This window comes from Ochrobactrum sp. RH2CCR150 (assembly GCA_014138095.1).
GTDB lineage: Bacteria > Pseudomonadota > Alphaproteobacteria > Rhizobiales > Rhizobiaceae > Brucella > Brucella gambitense.
In genome coordinates this window covers 123,916-145,688 of the sequence record JACGXE010000005.1, presented here as the reverse complement: position 1 = coordinate 145,688, position 21,773 = coordinate 123,916, and the positions used below count along the sequence as shown (strand labels likewise).

Here is a 21,773-nt window from a genome sequence, read left to right as displayed (position 1 = left end):
GTTTGGAGGAGATAGAGGGTGAGCAAGCCCCAGCAGAAATACGCCTATGAGGATATGGTGCCGGGACTGAAAATTCCATTCGGTCCGCGCACGATCAACAAGGAAGAGATCATCGAATTCGCGAGCGCATTCGATCCGCAGCCCTTCCACCTTGATGAAGAAGCAGGCAAGGCCAGCGTGCTTGGCGGTCTGGCGGCTTCTGGCTGGCAGACTGTATCGCTGATCATGCGTCTCGTCTGCGACGCCTTTCTCACCAACTCCACGTCACAAGGCGGGCCCGGCGTCGAATTTACCCGCTGGAAGCGCCCGGTTCTGGCCGGCGATACGCTGAGCGGTGTTTCCACGGTCATCGACCGCCGCCTTTCCAAAAGCCGCCCGGGAATCGGTCTCGTCACGCTGCATCATGCGCTGTTCAATCAGCGCGGTGAAACCGTGTGCGAAATGCAGCATCCCTGCATGATGGGCTGTCGCGACTACGACGCGGCGCAGGAAGCCGAAACCAGGGCGGATGCATGATGAGCTATCTTGAAGACAATCTCGGTCGGGAACTGGACATCGGCAGCTACACTTTCACCGCCGAAGAGATCATCGACTTCGCCACGAAATATGATCCGCAACCGTTCCATCTCGACGCCGAAGCTGCAAAGAACAGCCTGTTCGGCGGCCTGTGCGCCTCTGGCTGGCACACGACAGCGGTATTCATGAAGCTGAATGTCGCCTCTATCGTGCAGGCAACCAAGGACGCGCTCAAGCGCGGTGAGACGCCGCCGACTTTCGGCCCCTCTCCCGGCTTCGAAAATCTGAAATGGTCAAAGCCGGTCTATGCGGGTGATACGATCACTTTCAAGCGCACCGTTCATGCAATGCGCCCGCTTGCCTCGCGCCCGGGCTGGTCGATGCTGACCATGTCCTTGAGAGCGCATAATCAAAATGGTGAGGACGTGCTGTCCTTCGACAACGCGGCCATGGTCAAGCTACCGCCAAAGGCCGATGGCTGACAAACGAAAAGCCCGCCAATCCGGCGGGCTTTTTACTAAACAATTGTTGGTTCTCAGTCGCCTTCGAATGAAACCAGCGTGCGCACCGGCACGCCAAGCGCTTCCAGCTTCTTGCGTCCGCCGAGGTCAGGCAGATCGATGATGAAGCATGCCGCGACGATATTTGCCCCCATCTGCAACAACAGCTTGGCAGCGGCTTCCGCCGTGCCGCCGGTGGCGATCAGATCGTCGACGAGAATGATGCGTTCGCCCTTCTCGATGGCGTCGCGGTGCATCTCCATCTCGTCGATGCCATATTCAAGGCTATAGGCGATGCGCACCGTATCGCGCGGCAGTTTGCCCTTCTTGCGGATCGGCACGAAACCGGCGGAAATCTGGTGCGCAATCGCGCCACCCAGAATGAAGCCGCGCGCTTCGATGCCCGCGACCTTATCCACCTTGTTACCGGCAAAAGGATAGACCAGTTCGTCGACCGAGCGGCGGAACGCCTGCGCGTCGCCCATCAGGGTCGTTACGTCGCGGAACTGCACACCGGGTTTGGGATAATCCGGAATGGTTCTGATGGCATCCTTCAAGGTGGCTTTGAGCCCGGATTCCATTGTCGGTCCTTTCAATTTGAACTTTTCAGCAACGCCGGAACACCTCGACTGGAGAGCGGTCCCGTGACCTGCATCCCTTCCTCGTCAACGCGCCCGACAAGGCGATCAAGACGCCTCTGGCTGTTACGCTCTTTTCAATCACGATATCGCAGCCACGCCAAGCTTATTCGCGCTGGAGTGAGCAAAACGCCTGTTCTGGCAGTGGGTTTGGCTGATGCCGATTGTAAATCAGCCCCCAACAAACAAAAAGGGCGCCTTTTCGGGCGCCCTCTTTTCAAAGATCAGCTGATTGCTCAGTGCTTAACGTCAGACCAGATCGACCGCTTGGCGATATAGGCCAGACCCGCAAACAGAATCAGGAACACAATCACGCGGAAGCCGGTGCGCTTGCGCTGTTCCAGATGTGGTTCTGCGGCCCACATCAGAAACGCAGCGACGTCGCGCGAATACTGGTCCACCGTTTGCGGCGAACCGTCGTCATAGGTCACCTGACCGTCATTCAGCGGCTTGGCCATGGCGAGCGCCTTTGCCGAGATGAAGTACGGATTGTAATGCGTACCTTCGGCAATCTGCATGCCCGCTGGCGGCTGCTCGTCGAAGCCGGTCAGAAGCGCGTGAATATAATCAGGTCCACCTTCGGCATATTGCGTGAAAATGTCGAAGATGAAGGTCGGGAAGCCGCGTTCAACTGCGCGCGCCTTCGCGATCAGCGAAAAGTCAGGCGGAGCCGCGCCATTGTTTGCAGCCGCAGCAGCGGCAGCATTCGGGAACGGAGCCGGGAAATGGTCGGTCGGCAACGCCTTGCGGGTGAACATTTCACCTTCGCCATTCGGGCCGTCCTGCACTTCATATTCCGCAGCCAGCGCCTTCACCTGTTCCGGCGAATAGCCGAGGTCTTCCAGCGTGCGGAAGGCGACCAGGTTCATGGAATGGCAGGCCGAGCATACTTCCTTGTAGACCTTCAGACCGCGCTGCAGCTGTCCCTTGTCATAGGTGCCGAACGGGCCGGCAAAGCTCCACTTTTCCTGCTTTGGATGGTGGATCGGGAAATGCGTCGGTTCCGCCGCATTGCCGCCCTCCTCAGCAAAGGCACCGCTCATGGAAAGACCAAGTGCGACCAGCGGAGCGATACCAAAGGCAGCGAAGCTCTTGAGGATGTTTTTCATCGTTACGTCCTTCATATCTCTCGCTGGTTCAGCCCTTGATTTCCACGGGGGCAATCTCGGCCTTGCCTTCGCTCTTCGCCAGCACAGCCTCGGTGATCGAGTTGGGCAAACGCTTCGGCGTCTCGATCAGGCCGAGAACCGGCATGATGACGATGAAGAAAGCGAAATAGTAAAGCGTACCGAGCTGCGCCATGAAGACATAGGAGCCTTCGGCAGGACGCGAACCCAGCCATCCAAGGAAGATGGCGTTGATCACGAAGAGCCAGAAGAACAGCTTGAACCACGGGCGATAGACAGCCGAACGAACCTTCGACGTATCAAGCCAGGGAACCACGAAGAGGATAGCGATCGAACCGAACATGGTCAGAACGCCGCCGAGCTTCGAGTCGATCGGGCCGATGTTGAAGGTGATGGCGCGCAGCATCGCGTAGAACGGCAGGAAGTACCATTCAGGAACGATGTGAGCAGGTGTCTTGAGCGAGTCGGCCGGGATATAGTTGTCCGGGTGGCCGAGGAAGTTCGGCATGTAGAAGACGAAATAGGCGAAGAACACGAAGAAGACGAGCGCGCCGAAAGCGTCCTTGATGGTCGCATAAGGCGTGAACGAAACCGTGTCGGTCTTCGACTTCACTTCAATACCGGTCGGATTGGTCTGGCCGGTCACATGCAGCGCCCAGACGTGCAGGATGACGACGCCAGCAATCATGAACGGCAGCAAATAGTGCAGCGAGAAGAAGCGGTTCAGCGTCGGGTTGTCGACTGCGAAGCCGCCAAGGAGAAGCTGCTGTATCGGCTCGCCTATGACCGGGAAGGCCGTGAAGAAGCCGGTGATAACCGTTGCACCCCAGAAGGACATCTGGCCCCATGGCAGCACATAGCCCATGAAGGCGGTCGCCATCATGAGAAGGAAGATCACCACGCCGAGGATCCACAGAAGCTCGCGCGGCGCCTTGTAGGAGCCGTAGTAGAGACCGCGTGCAATGTGCAGATAAACGGCGATGAAGAAGAAGGATGCACCGTTGGAGTGCATGTAGCGCAGAAGCCAGCCGGAGTTGACGTCGCGCATGATCTTTTCGACGGAATTGAACGCAATGCCCGTATCCGCAGCATAGTGCATCGCCAGAACGATGCCGGTCAGAATCTGCGCGATGAGCATGAAGCTCAAAATGCCACCGAAGGTGTACATGTAGTTCAGGTTACGCGGCGTTGGATAAGCCACGAAGGAATCATAGACCAGACGCGGCAAGGGAAGCCGTTCGTCCACCCATTTTTCGATGCCGGTCTTCGGCGTATATGTGGAGTGTCCACCACTCATGTCTTCTCTCCCCAAGACCTGTTTTAGCCGATCCTGATGACCGTATCGGAAGTGAACGCATATTGCGGAATGTGCATGTTTTCCGGTGCCGGGCCGCTGCGGATACGACCCGCAGTGTCATAGGTCGAGCCATGGCATGGGCAGAACCAGCCGCCGAATGCGCCGGATTCACCAAGCGGCACGCAACCCAGATGGGTGCAAACGCCGATCATGATGAGCCAGTTTTCCTTGCCTTCACCTGCCGAGCGGGCAACGTCAGTCGCCTGTGCGTCGGATGGAAGGTTAGCATTGCGGGCGACCGGATCCTTGAGATCACCGAGAGCCGCGCTCTTGCCTTCTTCCACTTCCTTGGCGGAACGGTTGCGGATGAATACCGGCTTGCCGCGCCATTTGACGGTCAGGGACGCGCCTTCTGCCAGAGAAGAAACGTCAACTTCGATGGAAGCGGCTGCGAGTGTCGAAGCGTCTGGACGCATCTGGTCGATAAACGGCCATGCCAGTCCGCCAACACCGACCACACCGGCCATTCCCGTCGCAATATAGAGAAAATCACGCCGTGTCGGCTCAGCCGTGTCGTGTGCGCTCACGTGCCAACTCCCTTTTAATCTGCATGTTCAATTGAACTCTCCCCTCGTCCGCTTTTGCACCTGCGCAAAAGTTATCCCGCAAGTGCTCGCAGGACGAAATTCCCTCCATCTCACTATCCGGTTTATGCGTGTAAAAAACGCTTGTCCAGACACCAAGCCCTTAGGACGGCACGATGTCGCAGGCGGATTTGCTTGATTAATTTGATGGATACACAGCAAAGCTGCGGCCAAGGCTAAAGACCGGCCCGGATGACGGGAAGTTTTCAGTTTTCGCCGTTCTCTGCGAGAAACCCGCCAGACTGACGCGCCCAGAGGCCGGCATAGATACCGCCTTTGGCAATCAGTTCCTCATGTGTGCCTTCCTCGACGATCCGGCCCTGGTCCATGACCACCAGACGGTCGAGTGCGGCAATGGTCGACAGACGATGCGCAATGGCAATCACCGTTTTGCCTTCCATGAGTCGCTTCAGATTTTCCTGTATCGAGGCTTCGACTTCCGAATCGAGCGCCGACGTCGCCTCGTCGAGAATCAGAATGGGCGCATCTTTCAGCACGGCACGTGCAATGGCGATGCGCTGGCGCTGGCCGCCCGAAAGTTTCACACCGCGCTCGCCCACGAAAGCATCGAACGACTTGCGGCCCTGAAAATCTTCAAGATTGGCGATGAAACCGTCAGCTTCCGCCTGCCGGGTGGCCTTCTGCAATTCCTCGTCAGTGGCATCGTCACGGGCCAGCATGATGTTATCGCGCAGCGAGCGGTGCAAAAGCGCGGTTTCCTGACTGACCACCGCAAAGGCGCGACGTAGCGAGGTCTGCGTGACGTCGCGTATATCCTGCCCATCCACCTCAATGGTGCCCTTTTCGACGTCGTAGAGGCGCAGGATCAGATTGACGAGCGTGGTCTTGCCCGCGCCGGAATGGCCGACCAGCCCAACGCGCTCACCGCCTCGTACTGTCAGATTGATGTTCTGGAGAACGCCTGCGCCCTTGCCGTAATGGAACGTCACGTCGCGCACATCGATACGCGCATCGCTAACCACCAGCGGCTTTGCACCCGGCCGGTCTTCAAGGCCGAGCGGCGCAGAGACGAGGCGCATGGAATTTTCGATCAGCCCCAGTTGGCGCAACATGCCGTTGAGCTGCATCATGAGCCGTCCAAGCAGCATGTTGAGACGCAGCACGAGACCAAGCGTGAACGACACCTGACCGACCGTGATGGCATCCTTTGTCCACAAATCGATGGCAATCGCCGCAACGCTAACGATCATCAGGCCGGACAACGCCGTCAGCGACACGCGCACGCCGGTCAGCGACCGCATGAAAGGCAGGATCGCAGCAAGATAGCGTTCGAAACCATCGCGCAGATAGCGCTCGTCATCATCCGCAGTGTTGAGCTTGATGGTCTGAATGTTGGAATAGCTGTCGACGATCCGCCCGTTAATCATGGAACCTGCTTCGGCGGATGCTTCTGCATTCTTGCGGATACGCGGCAGAAAACGCCAAGCGATGAAGCCGAAAGCAATGATCCAGACGATGACCGCAGCGGCTAACCGCCAGTCGAGCCGACCGACCAGAAACAGCGTGGTGACGCTGTAGATCGTCATGAACCAGACGGACTGAATGAGACTTTCGATCAGGTCGCCCGCCGCCTGCCCGGCCTGCCAGACCTTTGTGGCGATACGCCCCGCGAAATCATTCTGGAAGAAGGCATAGGACTGGCGCAGCACATAGGAATTCGCCTGCCAGCGGATCATATTGTAGAAGCCGGGCGACATGGTCTGGTCTTCCAGCAAGGTCGTTGCCGCGGTGACGACCAGCCGGATCACCAGAACTGTGAACCCCATAAACAGAAGCTCAGGCCCGGCAGCCTCGATAAGCGCCGACCAGCTGCGCTCTATGGTGCCTCTGCCAGCCTGATCCAGAATATCGACCAGACGCCCGGTGAAATAGAACAGCGCGGCTTCCACCAGCGGCAGAAGTCCGCCTGCTGCAAGCGCGGCGGCAAGCGGCCATTTGGCCTGCCGCGCATAATGCCAGAGGAAAGCCATTGTGGTTGACGGCGGTCTCAGATTGTCCGGTTCACGGAAGGGATCGACCCAACGTTCGAACAGGCTGTAGACCGCTTTCATCAATGGCGTTTTCCTTACTTGACCAGCGCATCCTCGGAATTGTCTTCGAAGCCGAGGAACCCGCCGGATTGACGCGCCCATAGACTTGCATAAATGCCGCCGAGCGCCACAAGTTCCTCATGCGTGCCGTCTTCGACGATCCGCCCCTTGTCCATGACGATCAGGCGATCAAGCGCGGCAATGGTGGACAGACGATGTGCAATCGCAATAACCGTCTTACCCTCCATCAGCGTATTGAGGCTGTCCTGAATGGCCGCTTCCACTTCCGAATCGAGCGCAGACGTTGCCTCGTCGAGAATGAGGATCGGTGCGTCCTTCAGCATCACACGCGCAATCGCGATACGCTGGCGCTGGCCGCCGGACAGTTTGACACCACGCTCGCCAACATGCGCTTCCAGTCCGCGCCGTCCTTTCGGATCGGTGAGGAGCGGAACGAACTGGTCTGCCTGCGCAAGACGGATCGCCTGTTGCACCATTTCCTCGGTCGCGTCGGGCCTGCCATACATGATGTTTTCGCGCACGGTGCGGTGCAGAAGCGACGTGTCCTGCGTGACCATGCCGATATTGGCGCGCAGCGAATCCTGCGACACTTTCGAAATGTCCTGCCCGTCAATCAGGATGCGGCCCTTCTCCAGATCGTAGAAGCGCAGCAGCAGATTGACCAGCGTGGACTTGCCCGCGCCGGAACGACCGACAAGACCGACCTTTTGGCCCGGCGGGATCTTCAGCGTCAGGTTTTCCAGAACGCCCTTGCCTTTGCCGTAATGGAAACCGACCTTGTCGAAATCCAGTTCGCCTCTGGTCACCTGCAAGGCCGGTGCATTGGGCACGTCCACCACTTCATGCGCACGCGCAATTGTGGTTATGCCGTCTTCCACCGTGCCGATATTTTCAAACAGCGCCGACATTTCCCACATGATCCACTGCGACATGCCGTTGAGACGCAGCACCAGACCGATGCCGACGGCAACCGCGCCCACCGTAACAGCTTCCTGCATCCAGAGGCCGATACCGATCACACCGACTGCAAACAGCAGCAGGCAGTTGGACACATAGAGCGTGAAGTGGAACATGGTCACGAGACGCATCTGGCGATGCACGGTGCCGAGGAAACCATCGAGGCTTTCGCGCACGTAAGATTCCTCGCGGCTCGAATGCGAGAACAGCTTGACGGTCGCGATATTGGTATAGCTGTCAACGATGCGGCCCGTCATGGTCGAGCGCGCATCGGCCTGCTGTTCCGAGATCACCCGCAGGCGCGGAATGAAGAAGCGCAGCAGGAACATATAGACCACGAGCCAGACGAGGAACGGGATCATCAGCCGCAAATCGGCGGCGGCCGCGATAAAAAGCGTGCCCGCAAAATAGACGATGACATAGTTCAGAACGTCGAGCAGCTTCATCACCGTTTCGCGTACGGCAAGAGCGGTCTGCATTAGCTTGGTTGAAATGCGCCCGGCAAACTCGTCCTGGAAAAACGCCATCGACTGGCGGATCAGGTAACGATGCATCAGCCAGCGCACGCGCATCGGATAATTGCCGAGCAGCGTCTGATGGATCACCAGTGAATGCACCAGCACGACACCCGGCAGGCCGACCAGCACGACACCGGCAATCAATGCCAGCCGCCAGCCTTCATTGCTCAGAAAGGTCTCGCGTGACTGGTGAGAAAGCCAGTCCACAATATTGCCCATGAAGGCAAATAGCGACACTTCGATGATTGCAATCAGGGTGGTGAAAATTGCCATGCCGATAATCCACGGCCAGGCGCCGCGGGTATAATAAAGGCAAAACGCAACCAGACCGCGCGGAGGTTCCTGCGGCGGCTCTTCGGGATAGGCATTGAGTCGGTGTTCGAACCACTTAAACATGGCGCTCCTTTTAGGCGGGCCTTGTGCAATTGCCAAGCCATGGCCGGAACAAAACAGGAAACTTTTTGCAATCCTACGGGATTAGTTAGAACTATCCGCAACGGGATGTTGACGCATGAACCGCGCCCGATATGCAGCCTTGCGACGACGGGAATTTCGGGTTACCCGCTTCATATGGATCTGCGCGTCGCCCTTTACCAGCCCGACATTCCCGGCAACACGGGAACAATTCTGCGCATGGCCGCATGTCTCGGCTTTGCCGTAGACCTGATCGAGCCTGCCGGTTTCGACATTTCCGACCGCTCCCTGAAGCGCGCGGGCATGGATTATCTGGCACAGGCCGCACTGACGCGACACGCCGACTGGAACCATTTCGAAGACTGGCGCAAACAAGCTGGACGCCGCATCGTACTGCTCTCCACCAAGGCTGCAATCCCCTATACCGACTACCGGTTTCAGGGGAATGACATTCTCCTGTTCGGGCGTGAATCGTCCGGCGTGCCAGATGCGGTCCACGACAGCGCCGATGCGCGCCTGCTGATCCCGATGGTTCCCGGCACCCGCTCCCTCAATCTTGCAGTTTCGGTCGCCATGACGGCGGGGGAAGCTTTGCGCCAGATGAGAAGCGAAAGTGATTCTTATTCAAAAGCATTTCCAGCAAAAGTGCGAAGCGGTTTTGCGTCGGATAATGCGTGAACGAACAAGACCATAGGCGTCTTGGCGGAATCAGTACTCGAATTACCCACAGCATGCGTCGCGGATTGACCGGACCGTAACGCATCGCCCCCCATTTCCGGTTCGAAAGGCGCGCTTCATTCCATGAAACTGTCTGCTCGCACTGCCGTTCTCACGGCCTCCACCCTCTCACTGCTTGCTGTCGCTCCGGCCTTCGCCCAGGAAGCAGCCAAGGACGTCGAGCGCGTCGCGCCCAAGGTGATGGTCATCACCATGTTCGGTGAGGAAGCCAAGCCTTGGCTGGAAGGTGAAAAGTTCACGCAGAAGATCAAGCTGCCGGGATTGAGCCCTGAATATCCGGAGATCGACTGCACAGTCGAGGGCCTTTGCCACATGACGACGGCCATGGGTTTTGCCAATGCCGCAAGCTCCACGGCGGCCATGGCACTCAGCGACAAGCTGGACCTCAGCCACACCTATTTTCTGATTGCAGGTATTGCTGGCGTTGATCCGCAGCACGGCACGCTCGGCTCTGCCCATTGGGCAAAATATGTCATCGACGCCAATCTCAACCACCGCATCGATATCCGCGAAGCACCGGAAGGCTGGAGCACCGATTTCTTCGGTCTCGGCGCAGCCAAGCCCGGCGAAAAACCCAAATGGGCTGCTGGCACCGAAGTCTTCGAATTGAACGGCAAGCTGGCCGATTACGCCTTGACCACGACGAAAGATGTCGCCCTTCTCGATGGCGACGATGCGAAGGAATATCGCAAGCGCTACACGCAGGAAGCCGCCACCGGCGCGCCGAAAGTCACCATTTGCGATACGGCGTCGGGTGACACCTACTGGCATGGCGCAAAGCTCGGTGAAGCGATGAGCGATTGGGCCAAGCTTCTGACCGACGGCAAGGCCGATTATTGCAACTCACAGATGGAAGACAATGCCACGCTGACGGCGCTCAAGCGCGCCGCCGATGCGGGCAAGCTGGATTTCAGCCGTATCGCTGTCCTGCGTACGTCTTCCAATTTCGACCGGCAGGGCAAGGACCAGACTGCCATTGATTCCCTCGGCGCAAAGTCGGGCGGTTTCCCGCTGGCCACCACCAATGCTTACCGCGTCGGCAAGGCCTATGCGGACAGCATCATCGGCAAGTGGGACGCGTGGGAAAAAGCACCGCAAACTGCTGCCGAATAAGCCCGTAACGCTATAACGACTCAAGATGAAAGGCACCCAACACGGCTGATATTGGGTGCCTTTTATTGCGAGCCGATTTGAATCCTGTTTCAAGCACTTGGCGGCAGATCTTGAATCAAATCTTCAATCTGCAGTTGGCAGGCGACGCATGGTGAATTCGATCACGTCGTCCGGGCGCTCGCACCAGCTTTCGATCTCGGTCCAGTAGGCGGATTTGGGAAATGTGTCGAACCATTCCCGCGCTTTTTCGCGCGCTGCCTGACGCGGCAGAGTGAAGGTTTCGCGGATGAAACCGTCGCGCGGCAACCGGCTTTTCTTGGCGCTGTTTTGAGCGCGACTCTTCGCCAGCTGCTTACGCAGGCCTTCAAGCGGAGGACGGGGCGGTGCTGCTGTCATGCGATTGCCTCCCTGCTGGCTGGAAACACACGCATCCAGCCCCTTGATCACAAAAGATAGGGTAGCGGTTTTGCAAAGACGAGTCTTTTCTTGGGGAGAGCGATTTCGCCAAACTGCCGAAGCCGGTCTTCGCCCTATGCGCGCGGGGCGGAACTTGCTAAGCCAGCAGATATAGCAAAGCCTATTTCACCTTGCCATTTAACCTTGGCTGCACGCTTTTATCCGGCAGATTGCGCCGAGAGGAAACAACCAATGCAACGCGACGAAATTCCCGCTATCATCCCCCACGATATCGAGGAAAAGAAACAGGCGGCGCAACGCTGGTTCGAGGAACTGCGCGACCGCATCTGCTCAAGCTTCGAGCAGCTTGAAGACGAGCTGCAAGGCCCCCTGTCCGACCGCGAGCCGGGCCGCTTCGTGCGCACGCCCTGGCTGAAGGAAGAAGGCAAAGGCGGCGGCGGTGTCATGTCGATCATGCACGGGCGCGTTTTCGAAAAAGTCGGCGTACACGTGTCCACCGTCTATGGCGAATTCTCGCCAGAATTCCGCAAGCAAATCCCCGGCGCGGAAGAAGATCCGCGCTATTGGGCAAGCGGTATTTCGCTGATCGCGCATCCGCAAAACCCCAATGTGCCAGCCGTGCATATGAACACGCGTATGGTCGTGACCAGCCGCCAGTGGTTCGGTGGCGGCGCTGACCTAACTCCGGTTCTGGATCGCCGACGCACACAGGAAGATGCGGACACGCTCGCTTTCCATAAGGCATTCCGCTTCATCTGCGAAAAACACAAGAATGTCGTCGACTACCAGCGCGTGAAGGACTGGTGCGACGAGTATTTCTTCCTGCCGCATCGCAATGAACCGCGCGGCACGGGCGGCATCTTCTATGACTGGCTGCATTCGTCGGATGAAAATGGCGGCTGGGACGCCGATTTCGCCTATACGCGCGATGTGGGACGCGGCTTTTCCGTCGTCTATCCGCATCTGGTGCGACAGAACTTCAATCAGGACTGGACGCAGGCCGACCGCGACGAGCAGCTCGTGCGCCGTGGCCGCTATGTCGAGTTCAACCTGCTCTATGATCGCGGCACAATCTTCGGCCTGAAGACCGGCGGCAATGTGAACTCCATTCTGTCGTCCATGCCACCCGTGGTGAAATGGCCGTAATTTTTTAAATAGAAAGGGCCGGATAACCGGCCCTTTTTTATATGCCAAAAGCGGGATGATGCATGATGTCACCTTGCGGCGTGTCTGGCCCAAAGGCCAGACACTGGACATATTCCGCAGCTATGCCCGGCATTTTCAGCTGCGGATCGGCTTTGAAACCGAACCGCCTGTAATAGCCGGGGTCGCCCACCAGAACGCAGCCTTTCGCGCCGTCGGCCTGCAATAGGGCAAGACCTTCACGGACGAGTTCCCCGCCGATCCCCTCGCCTTGCCTTTCGGGTCGGACCGAGATGGGACCAAGCGCATACCAGCCCTTGTCCTCCCCGCCGATCTGAACCGGCGAGAAGGCGACATGGCCGAGAATCTCGTCCGCCTCCACTGCAACCAGCGACAAAGTGAGCGCCGAAGCCACACGAAGTGCATCGACGATCTCCCCTTCCCTCTGGTTGCTATAAGGAACCGTGCTGAACGCTTCATCCGTCAGATGACGGATTGCAGCGATATCATCGGGCTTTTCCATGCGAAGATACATGACGCCCTCCCTCAACGGTTATTGAGCTGAGCGCGAACATTTTCGCGCCCTTTAAGCGAAATGCGATACGGACTGCCTGATCGGGATTCGATCAGTCGTTTGCGCCGCAATTGCTGGAACACAGCCATCGTACAATCGGCGAGTAGGTAACCCTCACGGGTATAGCATTCGATGTCGCAGACGCGTCCGTCTTCGCGCAAATGGCGGATAAGGCCGCCTTGTGCCAGCACGTGCAACACGCGCTGTTCGATACGTGAGATATTCATTGTTGTTCATGCCTGGATGGAAACCATAACAAGCATCAGCACGCGCGGACAGCGCACAGCTATCCACGGCCAATGCCGTCCCCGTCCCTGAACAACTGCCCGATCAGACGCTTTCAGCGTCCGTCATCGCAGTTCTTGTTCGGAACGATTAAAGGCTTCCAACAATCTCCAGCATCAACAATTCCTCTTTCAGAGGTCAAAAGGATAAAGGGCCACATGGCCCTCCATCCGTTATCTAAGATCGCACCGATCTAAAGTCAAACCGGCATCAACCCCATATCAGGCCTTCGGCTGGTTACGCAGCTTCTCGGCTTCTGCGTAGAACTTCTTTTCCCACTCATTGTGGTTATCCAGCCCTTCCTTGATGAAGGGCGTGAAGATCGCGAGGTTCATCAGGCACCAGTTGACGAAACGGGCCGGGAATTTCAGCGGCTTCACAAAGTCGACAAACAGAACCACGCGCGTCTTGTCGCTGTGGTTCCACGCCTCATGCTCATAGGCATCGTCGAAGATCAGAACCTTGCCTTCGTGCCAGTGGCAAACCTGCTTGTCCACGCGAATGGCCAGCTTTTCATTCGGCTCCGGCACGATGAGGCCGAGATGCAGGCGCAGCACGCCATTGTAAGGCCCGCGATGCGGCGGCAAATGCTTGCCCGGCTCGAAGATCGAGAACATGGCCGTGGTCAGGCCGGGGATTTTGTTCACGATGCGCCAGGTTTCCGGGCAGGTCTTGATGTTCTGCTCCGACTTCACACCGAAGCCGAGCAGGAAGAATGTCTTCCAGCGATTATCGGTGGAAATCGTCTTCACGTCGGTCGAAATATCCTGAAAGGATGGCAGCTCGCTCTGGCGCAGCAGGATCGTGTCCAGCTCCTTGCGAATGGCGGGCCATTCCTTTTCGATCTCCGCCGCCCATGGGAAGGTCGCATTGTCATAAACAGGCGGATTGCCGAGCTTTGCATATTTCAGATTGAGGCTTTCCGCCCAGGAGACGATCCCCATGAAAAACCGGGTGATTTTGCTCGGGCGGTCCATTGCGGCAAGACCTTCAGTGCCGAATTTCTGTTTCGGATCAGAGACTGCCTTATCTTGGATCGATGTATCGGGATTGGACATTTCATGCTCTTTCAAATCGGCGCTGAAAAGATTCCCAGCCATAAACTGATGAAACTACGGCTGAATTTTGCACACAAGCGGTCAGCTGTTCATTTTATCGCGATCAAGTTTCTCCAGAAGCGTGGCACGGTCAAGGCTAAAACCGGAGTCGATCCAGAAAGTTTCAAGCGACCGCAGCGCCACACCCAGACCCGGACCTTTTTCCACGCCGAGCGCCAGAAGATCACCGCCCGTCACAGGAAAGACGGGGGCTTCATAATGTTCCGCCGTTTCGAGCAAACGCGAAAAGCCGCCGGCGCGGATCATCGCATCATCGCTGCCAGCCGCATCGGCACGCGCCGCTGCATAAGCAAGCTTGATCCGATCCACCACTGCCTGTTTGCTGCCGCGATAAATGACCTTCTTCAAGGCCTGTTCGGACAGCTCCGGCTTCACTGCATCTGCCCGTGCCCAGGCTTCCAGTCGCGCCCGCTCGGCATTAGACATTTTCAGACGCTTGCCCATTTCTTCCATGCGCACGGCATCCGGCGGCACGATACTTTCAAGCCGCAACAGCGGATCAGGCGACCAGCCGAGATCGCCTTCCGATCGCACGAGGCCATGAATGGCGTCGATGCCCCACTTCTCGCTTTCAGGCAAAACGAGATTCAGTACACCGCCCTGTCGCATCCACAAAAGCGCGCGCGACGGATCGGGAGCGGACAGCAGTTTCTTCAGTTCCGACCACACGCGTTCGGCTGAAAGCTGCTCGATGCCGTCCTTCAGCCTAGCACTGGCGCGCAGGCCTTCGGCTTCCGGACGCCCGGAACCATACCAGGCGAAGAAGCGGAAAAAGCGCAGGATACGCAGGTAATCTTCGCGAATGCGCTGTTCGGCATCGCCAATGAAACGCAGAGTCCGGGTTTCAATGTCGGCCAGCCCGCCGACATGATCGATGATTTTGCCGTCCGCCGTCGCATAGAGCGCATTGATGGTGAAATCGCGCCGCTCGGCATCGGTTTTCCAGTCGGTCCCGAAGGCAACCTTGGCATGGCGGCCATCGGTCTCGACATCCTTGCGCAATGTCGTCACTTCATAGGCATGCCCCTGCACGACAACGGTGATCGTGCCGTGTTCGATGCCTGTCGGGACAGGTTTGAACCCTGCTTCCTCGACCAAGCGAACCGTTTCCTGCGGCACATGCGTGGTGGCAAGATCGACATCGCTGACGGATGTGCCCAACAAGGTGTTGCGCACCGCACCGCCGACCACGCGCGCCTCCCCGCCGTCGCGGTTCAAGGCCTTGAACAGCGCCTGCAGAGACTTAGACTTCAACCAGCTCGCCGTGTCGGAAATGTTCACATTGTCGCTCAAACGTAGAGCCTTTCATAAAGTCCGCGAATGATCCCGGCGGTAATCCCCCAGATGAATCGCTCGTGATAGGGCATGGCGTAGTAAAAGCGTTCCTTGCCATTGAGTACCCTGCTTTCGCGCCGGTGATTGGCCGGATTCATCAGGAAAGACAATGGCACCTCGAAAATATCGGCTACCTCATCCGGGTTCGGATGCAGGTCGAACGGTGTCTTGACCACAGCCAGAACCGGCGTGATCGAAAAGCCGCTGCCGGTCAGATAGCGCGGCAGATTGCCGATGATTTCGGCGCGCTCGGCTGCAAGGCCGATTTCCTCATTGGCCTCGCGAAGCGCTGCATGTTCCGCCGTTCCGTCGCCCGGATCGATGGCTCCGCCCGGAAACGCGATCTGGCCCGAATGTTTTCGCAACGTATCGGTGCGCTGGGTGAGAAGCACCGTTGCATCGGGACCGCGATCCACCACAGGCACCAGCACAGCCGCATCGCGCATCTGGGACGTAACCATGGCTTGCGTGAAGTCAGGATTGAGCGAATGATCGCCGGTAATCTCGCTGTAATCCGGCTGCCAGCTGCGAACGCGCTCGGCAAAATCACCAGCGGAAAACGCCGAAAGGGATTTCAGGCCACGTTCCATCAGTACACCATCATTTCTGGGCTGCCTCCAGCGCATCCGCTGGCATGATCGGGAAGACGGCGCCGCCGGACCGCACGGCAAACATCGTCACGCCGTCGATCTCGATTTCGTCGCCAAGCCCGACCAGATCATACATCACGGAGCGCGTCACCAGCGCTTCCAGACGTCCGCGAACAAGCACATAGGGCTTTAATCCGTCGCTTTCTTCTTCAACGACAAACCGCAACGGATGCTCAGCATCAACTTGCACCACATCACCGACATTGGTGCGGAATGTCAGCGACTGTTCCAAGCCCTCACCGGAAACCTGCATTTCAACGGCAATGAACGGCGCATCTTCGACACGGATGCCGACCTTTTCGACCGGCGTGACGAGATAGGTCTTGCCGTCCTCGTCCTTGCGCAGCACGGTTGAGAACAGGCGCACCAGCTGTTTGCGGCCAATCGGCGTTCCCATATAGAACCAGGTACCGTCGGCCTTGATCTCCATGTCGAGGTCACCGCAGAAATCAGGGTTCCACCGCTCGACAGGCGGAATGCCGCGCTCTTTCGTTGACGGACCGCTTTGCGCATCGGCATGGGCGCGCGCGATCAGGGCTTCCAGACCGCTGGTCGTCCCGGCGCTTTGCATCGCGTTTTGCGGCGCAACTTTGCCTATAGGGGTGCTCTTTGTCATCCGACTCGGTTATTCCTGTTCGAATGTGTTTAATATGATGGAAGTCATGAAATAGTCACCGTTTCGCGGCTTGTCAGCATTATATGCGATTTATAAGGCACGTCCGCCAGAGCGGTCACATATTGCGAGGTCACCATGAGCGTCGTCATCACGCCTGAAACCGCCAACTCCGAGCAGATTGTTGCGGAAGCCGAACGGGCGCTCGCAGATATTGCCCGCATCAAGGAAGGCGTCGGCACGGTTATCTTCGGACAAGAAAGTGTGATCGAGCGCACGCTCGTCGCCATTCTGGCAGGCGGCCATGCGCTGCTGGTCGGCGTGCCCGGCCTTGCCAAGACCAAGCTGGTGGAAACGCTGGGTGTGGTGCTCGGCCTCTCCGGCCAGCGCATCCAGTTCACGCCCGACCTGATGCCTTCCGACATCATCGGTTCGGAAGTCATGGAACAGGATGCTGATGGTCGCCGCTCGTTCCGCTATCTCAAGGGACCGATTTTCGCACAGCTTCTGATGGCCGACGAAATCAACCGCGCCAGCCCACGCACCCAGTCCGCGCTGTTGCAGGCCATGCAGGAATATCACGTCACGGTCGCTGGCCAACGCTATGACCTGCCCGCGCCATTCCACGTTCTTGCAACACAGAACCCGCTGGAGCAGGAAGGCACCTATCCGCTGCCGGAAGCCCAGCTCGACCGCTTCCTGATGCAGATCGATATTCTCTATCCGGAACTCGACGCCGAGCGCCGCATTCTTCTCGAGACCACTGGTGTAGCCGAAGCGAAGCCTTATGAGATTCTCGATGCAGAACGTCTGAAGCAGATGCAGACACTGGTGCGCCGTATGCCGGTTTCCGAAAGCGTCGTCGAAGCGATCCTGAAGCTGGTACGCTCTGCGCGCCCCGATGCCGACAATGATCATGCCAGGCAGCATATCGCATGGGGCCCCGGTCCGCGCGCAAGCCAGGCGCTGATGCTCTGCGTCCGCGCCCGTGCGCTTTATGATGGCCGCCTCGCCCCTTCGGTGGACGATGTGAAGGCGCTGGCCGAACCGGTGCTGCAACATCGCATGGCGCTCAATTTCGCCGCCCGCGCCGATGGCATGCACATCCGCGATGTCATCGCCAATCTGGTAAAGGCTGCTGTCTGATGGTCATCGGCACGCAAGTTTCCACCGCAGATCGCAAGGATACGCTGGCCCGCGCACGTGCACGGGCCGCGGCTATCCCCGATCTGCTGGTTGAAGCACAGCGTGTCGTCAATACTGTCATGAATGGCTGGCACGGACGGCGCAAGCGTGGTCCCGGCGAGAATTTCTGGCAGTTCCGCCCCTATGTGCAGGGCGAGCAGCTTTCACGCATCGACTGGCGGCGCTCCGCCCGCGACGACCATACCTATGTGCGCGACCGCGAATGGGAATCGGCCCATACCGTGTGGCTGTGGTGCGATTTCTCGCCCTCCATGCTCTACCGCTCGCAAATGTCGCCTGTTTCCAAGGAAGCCCGCGCGCTGGTGCTGACGCTGGCGCTGGCGGAAATTCTGTCGCGCTCCGGCGAGCGCATCGCTTTTCCGGCACTGATCCCGCCTTTTGCGGCACGCAACGGCGCGGAGCGTCTTGCCGGCGCGCTCATGCATGAAGCGCCTGAAAGCGCATTGCCGGATATCGCGCAGATCCGCCGTTTTTCGGAAGTCGTGCTTGTCTCCGATTTCCTGCACCCGTTCGATGAGCTGACAGAACTTCTCGACCGGCTTGCGAAACGCGGCGTGCGTGCGCATCTGGTCGAAGTTGCCGACCCCGCAGAAGAAACCTTCCCCTATTCCGGCCGCACCGAATTTCGCGATCCCGAGACGGGTGCAACGCTGGTTGCCGGTCGCGCTGAAACCTATGCCGAGGATTATCGCCGTCTTTACACTGCCCGGCGCGAAACCCTGTCGGACTTCTGCAAACGGCTCGGCTGGAGCTATTCCGTGCATCGCACCGACCGTCCGGCGGCGGAAGCGCTGGCGCGTCTGCATAGTGCATTGAGCGCAATGGGGGCTGGCGCATGAATTTTCTGCCGCTTGCCTTCGGTTCGCCGCTGATCCTCGCCGGTCTGGTTGCCTTGCCGGTGATCTGGTGGCTGCTGCGCATGACGCCGCCGCGCCCGCAGGAAGAAACCTTTCCGCCGCTGCGCATTCTGGCGCAGGTTTTCAAGCGCGAAGAAGTCCCCTCGAAGAGCCCGTGGTGGATGACGCTTTTGCGTCTGCTGATCGCCGCACTCGTGATCATGGCGCTGGCAGCGCCGATCTGGAACCCGCGTCCTGTTGCGCTGACCGGTCAGGACCCGCTGGCCATTGTGGTGGATAATGGCTGGGCCGCCGCCGAAGACTGGCAGCAGCGCGTCAACGCCGCTGAAAAGCTGATCGACGACGCAGAAGGTTCCAACGCGCAGATTTACATTCTTGGCACCGCCGAACCCGCCAATGCGGAGATCGGTCCCTATGACGGCACCCGTGCCACGGAACGGCTACAGGCTATGCAGCCACGCCCGATCCCTGTCGACCGCAAGGCGACGATGGAACGGCTGGCATCCGCCCTGTCGGATGGTGTCAAAGTTCGCCTCGCCTTCATGAATGACGGGTTGGCGACAGCTGCCGACGAAGAAACCTTTGCCGCACTGGACAAGACCGGCCATCTGGCAAATGTGCTCTGGTATGGTGCCAATCTTGACCGCACTCTTGCGCTGACCGGGGTGGATAACAAGGCTGACAGCCTCGAAGCCACCGCGATCCGCCCGGAAGGCGTGACCATGCCGCGCAGCCTGACGGCGGCGGCCTATGACGACAAGGGACGCCGCATCGCCGAAGCGCCACTGTCCTTTGCGCTGGGTAGCCCCGAAGGCACAGCGCATTTCAATCTGCCGGTCGAGCTGCGCAACGATTTCCGCCTGATCCGCATCGACGGTGTCGAACAGGCAGGTGCAACGCATCTGATCGATGCCGGGTCCGAGCGGCGCACCATCGGCCTGATTGCCAGCGGTGACGGCGATCTTGCGCAGCCGCTTTTGTCACCGTTGCATTATATCACGCGCGCTCTGTCGCCCTACGCCAATCTGATTGAGCCGCGTTCCGCCGATCTGCTTCAATCGGTGCCGGAACTGCTGGATGCCAAGCCGTCCATTCTCATCATGGCCGATATCGGCAACTTGACGCCGCCTGTCGCAGAGCGGATTTCCACGTGGGTGGAAGAAGGCGGCACGCTGGTGCGCTTTGCCGGGCCACGTCTGGCGGGCGCGAGCGACAATGATCCGCTGCTTCCGGTGCGGTTGCGCAAGGGCGAACGTGCGCTTGGCGGCACCCTGTCCTGGTCCGAGCCGCAAAAGCTGCACGCTTTTCCGGAAAGGGGTCCCTTTGCCGGATTGCCTATCCCTGATGATGTCAACGTCAATCGTCAGGTGCTGGCCGAACCGTCTTTCGATCTCAACGACAAGGCCTATGCCATCCTTCAGGACGGCACTCCATTGGTCACAGGCCAGCAGCGCGGTCGCGGCAATATCGTGCTCTTCCATATTTCGCCGGACGCCACATGGTCGAGCCTGCCGATTTCAGGCTCCTTCGTGGAAATGTTGCGCCGCATTGTTTCGCTGTCGCAGCGCACCGGCGCGCAGGACAATCCGGATGCCGTTTCGCTGCCGCCGTTCCAGCTGCTTTCAGCCGCCGGTGCGTTGACGCCGCCCACTTCGGAGGCCAAGCCGCTGATCGTTGAGCGCAACAGAGAGGCCAGTGTCAGCATCAACACGCCGCCCGGTTTCTACGGCAATGAGGACGGTTTGAAAGCACTCAACATTTTCGCCAACAGTAACGTCAAGCTGGAGCCGATCCGCCAGCCGACCCTGTCGGTGGGCGTCACGCCGGTCTCCTATACGGCAGACCAGTCCATATCGCTGGCTGGGCCATTCTTCGCCGCCGCCGCCATGCTTCTGGCGCTCGATTCCCTACTGATGCTGTGGCTGCGCGGCGCGTTCCGTCGCCGCATGAAAGTGCGCGCCAAGACGGCGGGGGTTGCTCTGCTGCTCGCGGGAAGTCTTGCCGCGTTGTCTGTGGGTCATGACCGCGCCTTTGCACAAGCACCATCGCCCCAGCCGCCACAAATCCATGACGACAGCAAACCCGGCGATGAAGCGATCATCGGTTCGGTTTCGCAGACCCATCTTGCCTATATCATCACCGGCAGTGCCGAGACCGACAATATCAGCAAGGCCGGTCTGAAAGGTCTGACCTTCGCGCTGACCGACAAGACTGCGCTGGAACCGGGCGACCCGATCGGCGTCGACCCGTCCAAGGATGAGCTGGCCTTCTATCCGCTTATCTATTGGCCGATAGACCCGAATGCGCCGATGCCAAGCCCCGAAGCCATTGCCAGGGTGGACGCCTATATGCAGCAGGGCGGCACGGTACTGTTCGACACGCGCGACCAGTTGCAGTCGGGTGCCAGCCTTGATCCATCGGTCTCCCCAGCCAATCAGCGCCTGCGCGCCATTCTCGACGACATGAATGTGCCGCCGCTCGAACCCGTGCCGGACGATCACGTCCTGACGAAATCCTTCTTCATCATGCCGGATTTTCCGGGTCGTTATGAAGGAAGCCCGCTCTGGGTGGAGGCAACGGCACCCAATGCCTCGCCGCATGACCGCCCGGTTAGAACCGGCGACGGCGTGACGCCGATCATGATCACCGCCAATGATCTGGCGGGCGCATGGGCTGTGGACGATCAGGGCAACCCGCTGCTCCCCACCGTGCCGAACGACCCGATGCAGCGCATCTATGCCATTCGCGGCGGCGTCAATATCGTGATGTACATGCTCACCGGCAATTACAAGTCCGATCAGGTCCATGTTCCGGCCCTGCTCGAGCGGCTGGGGAATTAGCGCATGATGTTTTGCAGCCCCGATGTCGCCCAGTTACGTTTGTCTTTCCCCCTCATCCTGAGCTTGTCGAAGGATCGAAGGGCGAAGAGAAATGCACAGTGCCTGCCCTCGCCCTTCGAGGCTTCGCTTCGCTCCGCACCTCAGGATGAGGGTGGAAGCGCAGTAGCTTACGAAGAACAAACCTATGGCGTTAGGAGGCGA

21 protein-coding genes are annotated in these 21,773 nt (G+C 58.8%); 8 read left to right on the top strand and 13 right to left on the bottom strand.

The annotated features are described in order from the left end of the window. The first annotated feature begins 18 nt into the window (after positions 1-18). Both FHW03_RS12695 and FHW03_RS12690 read left to right on the top strand, forming a co-directional pair. Positions 19-516: a MaoC family dehydratase gene (locus tag FHW03_RS12695; RefSeq protein ID WP_182520968.1), complete on the top strand. Its 498-nt coding sequence runs from the start codon at positions 19-21 to the stop codon at positions 514-516. Beyond that, positions 516-998, top strand: coding sequence for a MaoC family dehydratase (locus FHW03_RS12690; protein ID WP_182521183.1), 483 nt, complete (start codon positions 516-518; stop codon positions 996-998). Before FHW03_RS12695 ends, FHW03_RS12690 begins: the two co-directional genes overlap by 1 nt. Positions 999-1,051: 53 nt before the next feature. Here the strand turns inward: FHW03_RS12690 and FHW03_RS12685 are convergent, their stop codons facing one another. From FHW03_RS12685 to FHW03_RS12660, 6 genes are all read right to left on the bottom strand, one after another. After that, positions 1,052-1,597 (bottom strand): adenine phosphoribosyltransferase, encoded by a 546-nt coding sequence (locus FHW03_RS12685; RefSeq protein ID WP_078338752.1) that lies wholly within the window; start codon positions 1,595-1,597, stop codon positions 1,052-1,054. A gap of 293 nt (positions 1,598-1,890) precedes the next feature. Beyond that, on the bottom strand, positions 1,891-2,763 hold the full coding sequence (locus tag FHW03_RS12680; RefSeq protein ID WP_182520967.1) for a cytochrome c1: 873 nt from the start codon (positions 2,761-2,763) through the stop codon (positions 1,891-1,893). 28 nt (positions 2,764-2,791) lie between these two features. Then, a complete protein-coding gene (locus FHW03_RS12675) occupies positions 2,792-4,078 on the bottom strand; it encodes a cytochrome b N-terminal domain-containing protein (protein ID WP_138785260.1) in 1,287 nt (428 codons plus the stop codon). 23 nt (positions 4,079-4,101) lie between these two features. Beyond that, positions 4,102-4,665 (bottom strand): ubiquinol-cytochrome c reductase iron-sulfur subunit, encoded by a 564-nt coding sequence (gene petA / locus FHW03_RS12670; protein ID WP_078338755.1) that lies wholly within the window; start codon positions 4,663-4,665, stop codon positions 4,102-4,104. Between the two features lie 263 nt (positions 4,666-4,928). Then, complete coding sequence (locus FHW03_RS12665) at positions 4,929-6,794, bottom strand: ABC transporter ATP-binding protein (protein ID WP_182521182.1); 1,866 nt, start codon at positions 6,792-6,794, stop codon at positions 4,929-4,931. 14 nt (positions 6,795-6,808) lie between these two features. After that, positions 6,809-8,665 carry an ABC transporter ATP-binding protein gene (locus FHW03_RS12660; protein WP_182520966.1) on the bottom strand — a complete coding sequence of 619 codons (1,857 nt, stop codon included), beginning with the start codon at positions 8,663-8,665 and terminating at the stop codon, positions 6,809-6,811. A gap of 174 nt (positions 8,666-8,839) precedes the next feature. On the opposite strand from FHW03_RS12660, the gene FHW03_RS12655 reads away from it, so the two are divergent. Together FHW03_RS12655 and FHW03_RS12650 are read left to right on the top strand one after the other, a co-directional pair. After that, on the top strand, positions 8,840-9,361 hold the full coding sequence (locus FHW03_RS12655) for a tRNA (cytidine(34)-2'-O)-methyltransferase (RefSeq protein WP_138785449.1): 522 nt from the start codon (positions 8,840-8,842) through the stop codon (positions 9,359-9,361). A gap of 123 nt (positions 9,362-9,484) precedes the next feature. Further along, positions 9,485-10,534, top strand: a complete 1,050-nt coding sequence (locus FHW03_RS12650) for a purine nucleoside permease (protein WP_182520965.1) — start codon at positions 9,485-9,487, stop codon at positions 10,532-10,534. Positions 10,535-10,657: 123 nt separating this feature from the next. On the opposite strand, the gene FHW03_RS12645 is transcribed toward FHW03_RS12650, so the two are convergent. Then, a complete protein-coding gene (locus FHW03_RS12645) occupies positions 10,658-10,930 on the bottom strand; it encodes a hypothetical protein (RefSeq protein WP_182520964.1) in 273 nt (90 codons plus the stop codon). Between the two features lie 252 nt (positions 10,931-11,182). Here FHW03_RS12645 and hemF point away from each other — a divergent pair, with 252 nt between their 5' ends. Next, positions 11,183-12,097: an oxygen-dependent coproporphyrinogen oxidase gene (gene hemF, locus FHW03_RS12640; protein WP_078338759.1), complete on the top strand. Its 915-nt coding sequence runs from the start codon at positions 11,183-11,185 to the stop codon at positions 12,095-12,097. Between the two features lie 37 nt (positions 12,098-12,134). On the opposite strand, the gene FHW03_RS12635 is transcribed toward hemF, so the two are convergent. From FHW03_RS12635 to FHW03_RS12610, 6 genes are all read right to left on the bottom strand, one after another. After that, positions 12,135-12,629, bottom strand: a complete 495-nt coding sequence (locus tag FHW03_RS12635; protein ID WP_182520963.1) for a GNAT family N-acetyltransferase — start codon at positions 12,627-12,629, stop codon at positions 12,135-12,137. 11 nt (positions 12,630-12,640) lie between these two features. Beyond that, positions 12,641-12,895, bottom strand: coding sequence for a YjhX family toxin (locus tag FHW03_RS12630; protein WP_182520962.1), 255 nt, complete (start codon positions 12,893-12,895; stop codon positions 12,641-12,643). A 279-nt stretch (positions 12,896-13,174) separates the two neighbouring features. Beyond that, positions 13,175-14,011 (bottom strand): aspartyl/asparaginyl beta-hydroxylase domain-containing protein, encoded by an 837-nt coding sequence (locus FHW03_RS12625; RefSeq protein WP_182520961.1) that lies wholly within the window; start codon positions 14,009-14,011, stop codon positions 13,175-13,177. An 81-nt stretch (positions 14,012-14,092) separates the two neighbouring features. Beyond that, a complete protein-coding gene (locus FHW03_RS12620; protein WP_182520960.1) occupies positions 14,093-15,364 on the bottom strand; it encodes a CCA tRNA nucleotidyltransferase in 1,272 nt (423 codons plus the stop codon). Then, entirely contained in the window at positions 15,361-15,996 is a 636-nt protein-coding gene (locus tag FHW03_RS12615) for a CoA pyrophosphatase (RefSeq protein WP_182520959.1), read from the bottom strand. Before FHW03_RS12615 ends, FHW03_RS12620 begins: the two co-directional genes overlap by 4 nt. A gap of 10 nt (positions 15,997-16,006) precedes the next feature. Then, complete coding sequence (locus FHW03_RS12610; protein WP_182520958.1) at positions 16,007-16,672, bottom strand: DUF1285 domain-containing protein; 666 nt, start codon at positions 16,670-16,672, stop codon at positions 16,007-16,009. 135 nt (positions 16,673-16,807) lie between these two features. Here FHW03_RS12610 and FHW03_RS12605 point away from each other — a divergent pair, with 135 nt between their 5' ends. Genes FHW03_RS12605 through FHW03_RS12595 form a run of 3 tightly spaced genes read left to right on the top strand, consistent with a single transcriptional unit; the run spans position 16,808 to position 21,572 of the window. Continuing rightward, on the top strand, positions 16,808-17,815 hold the full coding sequence (locus FHW03_RS12605) for a MoxR family ATPase (RefSeq protein ID WP_182520957.1): 1,008 nt from the start codon (positions 16,808-16,810) through the stop codon (positions 17,813-17,815). Next, a complete protein-coding gene (locus tag FHW03_RS12600; RefSeq protein ID WP_182520956.1) occupies positions 17,815-18,714 on the top strand; it encodes a DUF58 domain-containing protein in 900 nt (299 codons plus the stop codon). The genes FHW03_RS12605 and FHW03_RS12600 overlap by 1 nt, the downstream gene beginning before the upstream one ends. Further along, entirely contained in the window at positions 18,711-21,572 is a 2,862-nt protein-coding gene (locus FHW03_RS12595; RefSeq protein ID WP_182520955.1) for a DUF4159 domain-containing protein, read from the top strand. Before FHW03_RS12600 ends, FHW03_RS12595 begins: the two co-directional genes overlap by 4 nt. The last annotated feature ends 201 nt before the right edge of the window (positions 21,573-21,773 follow it).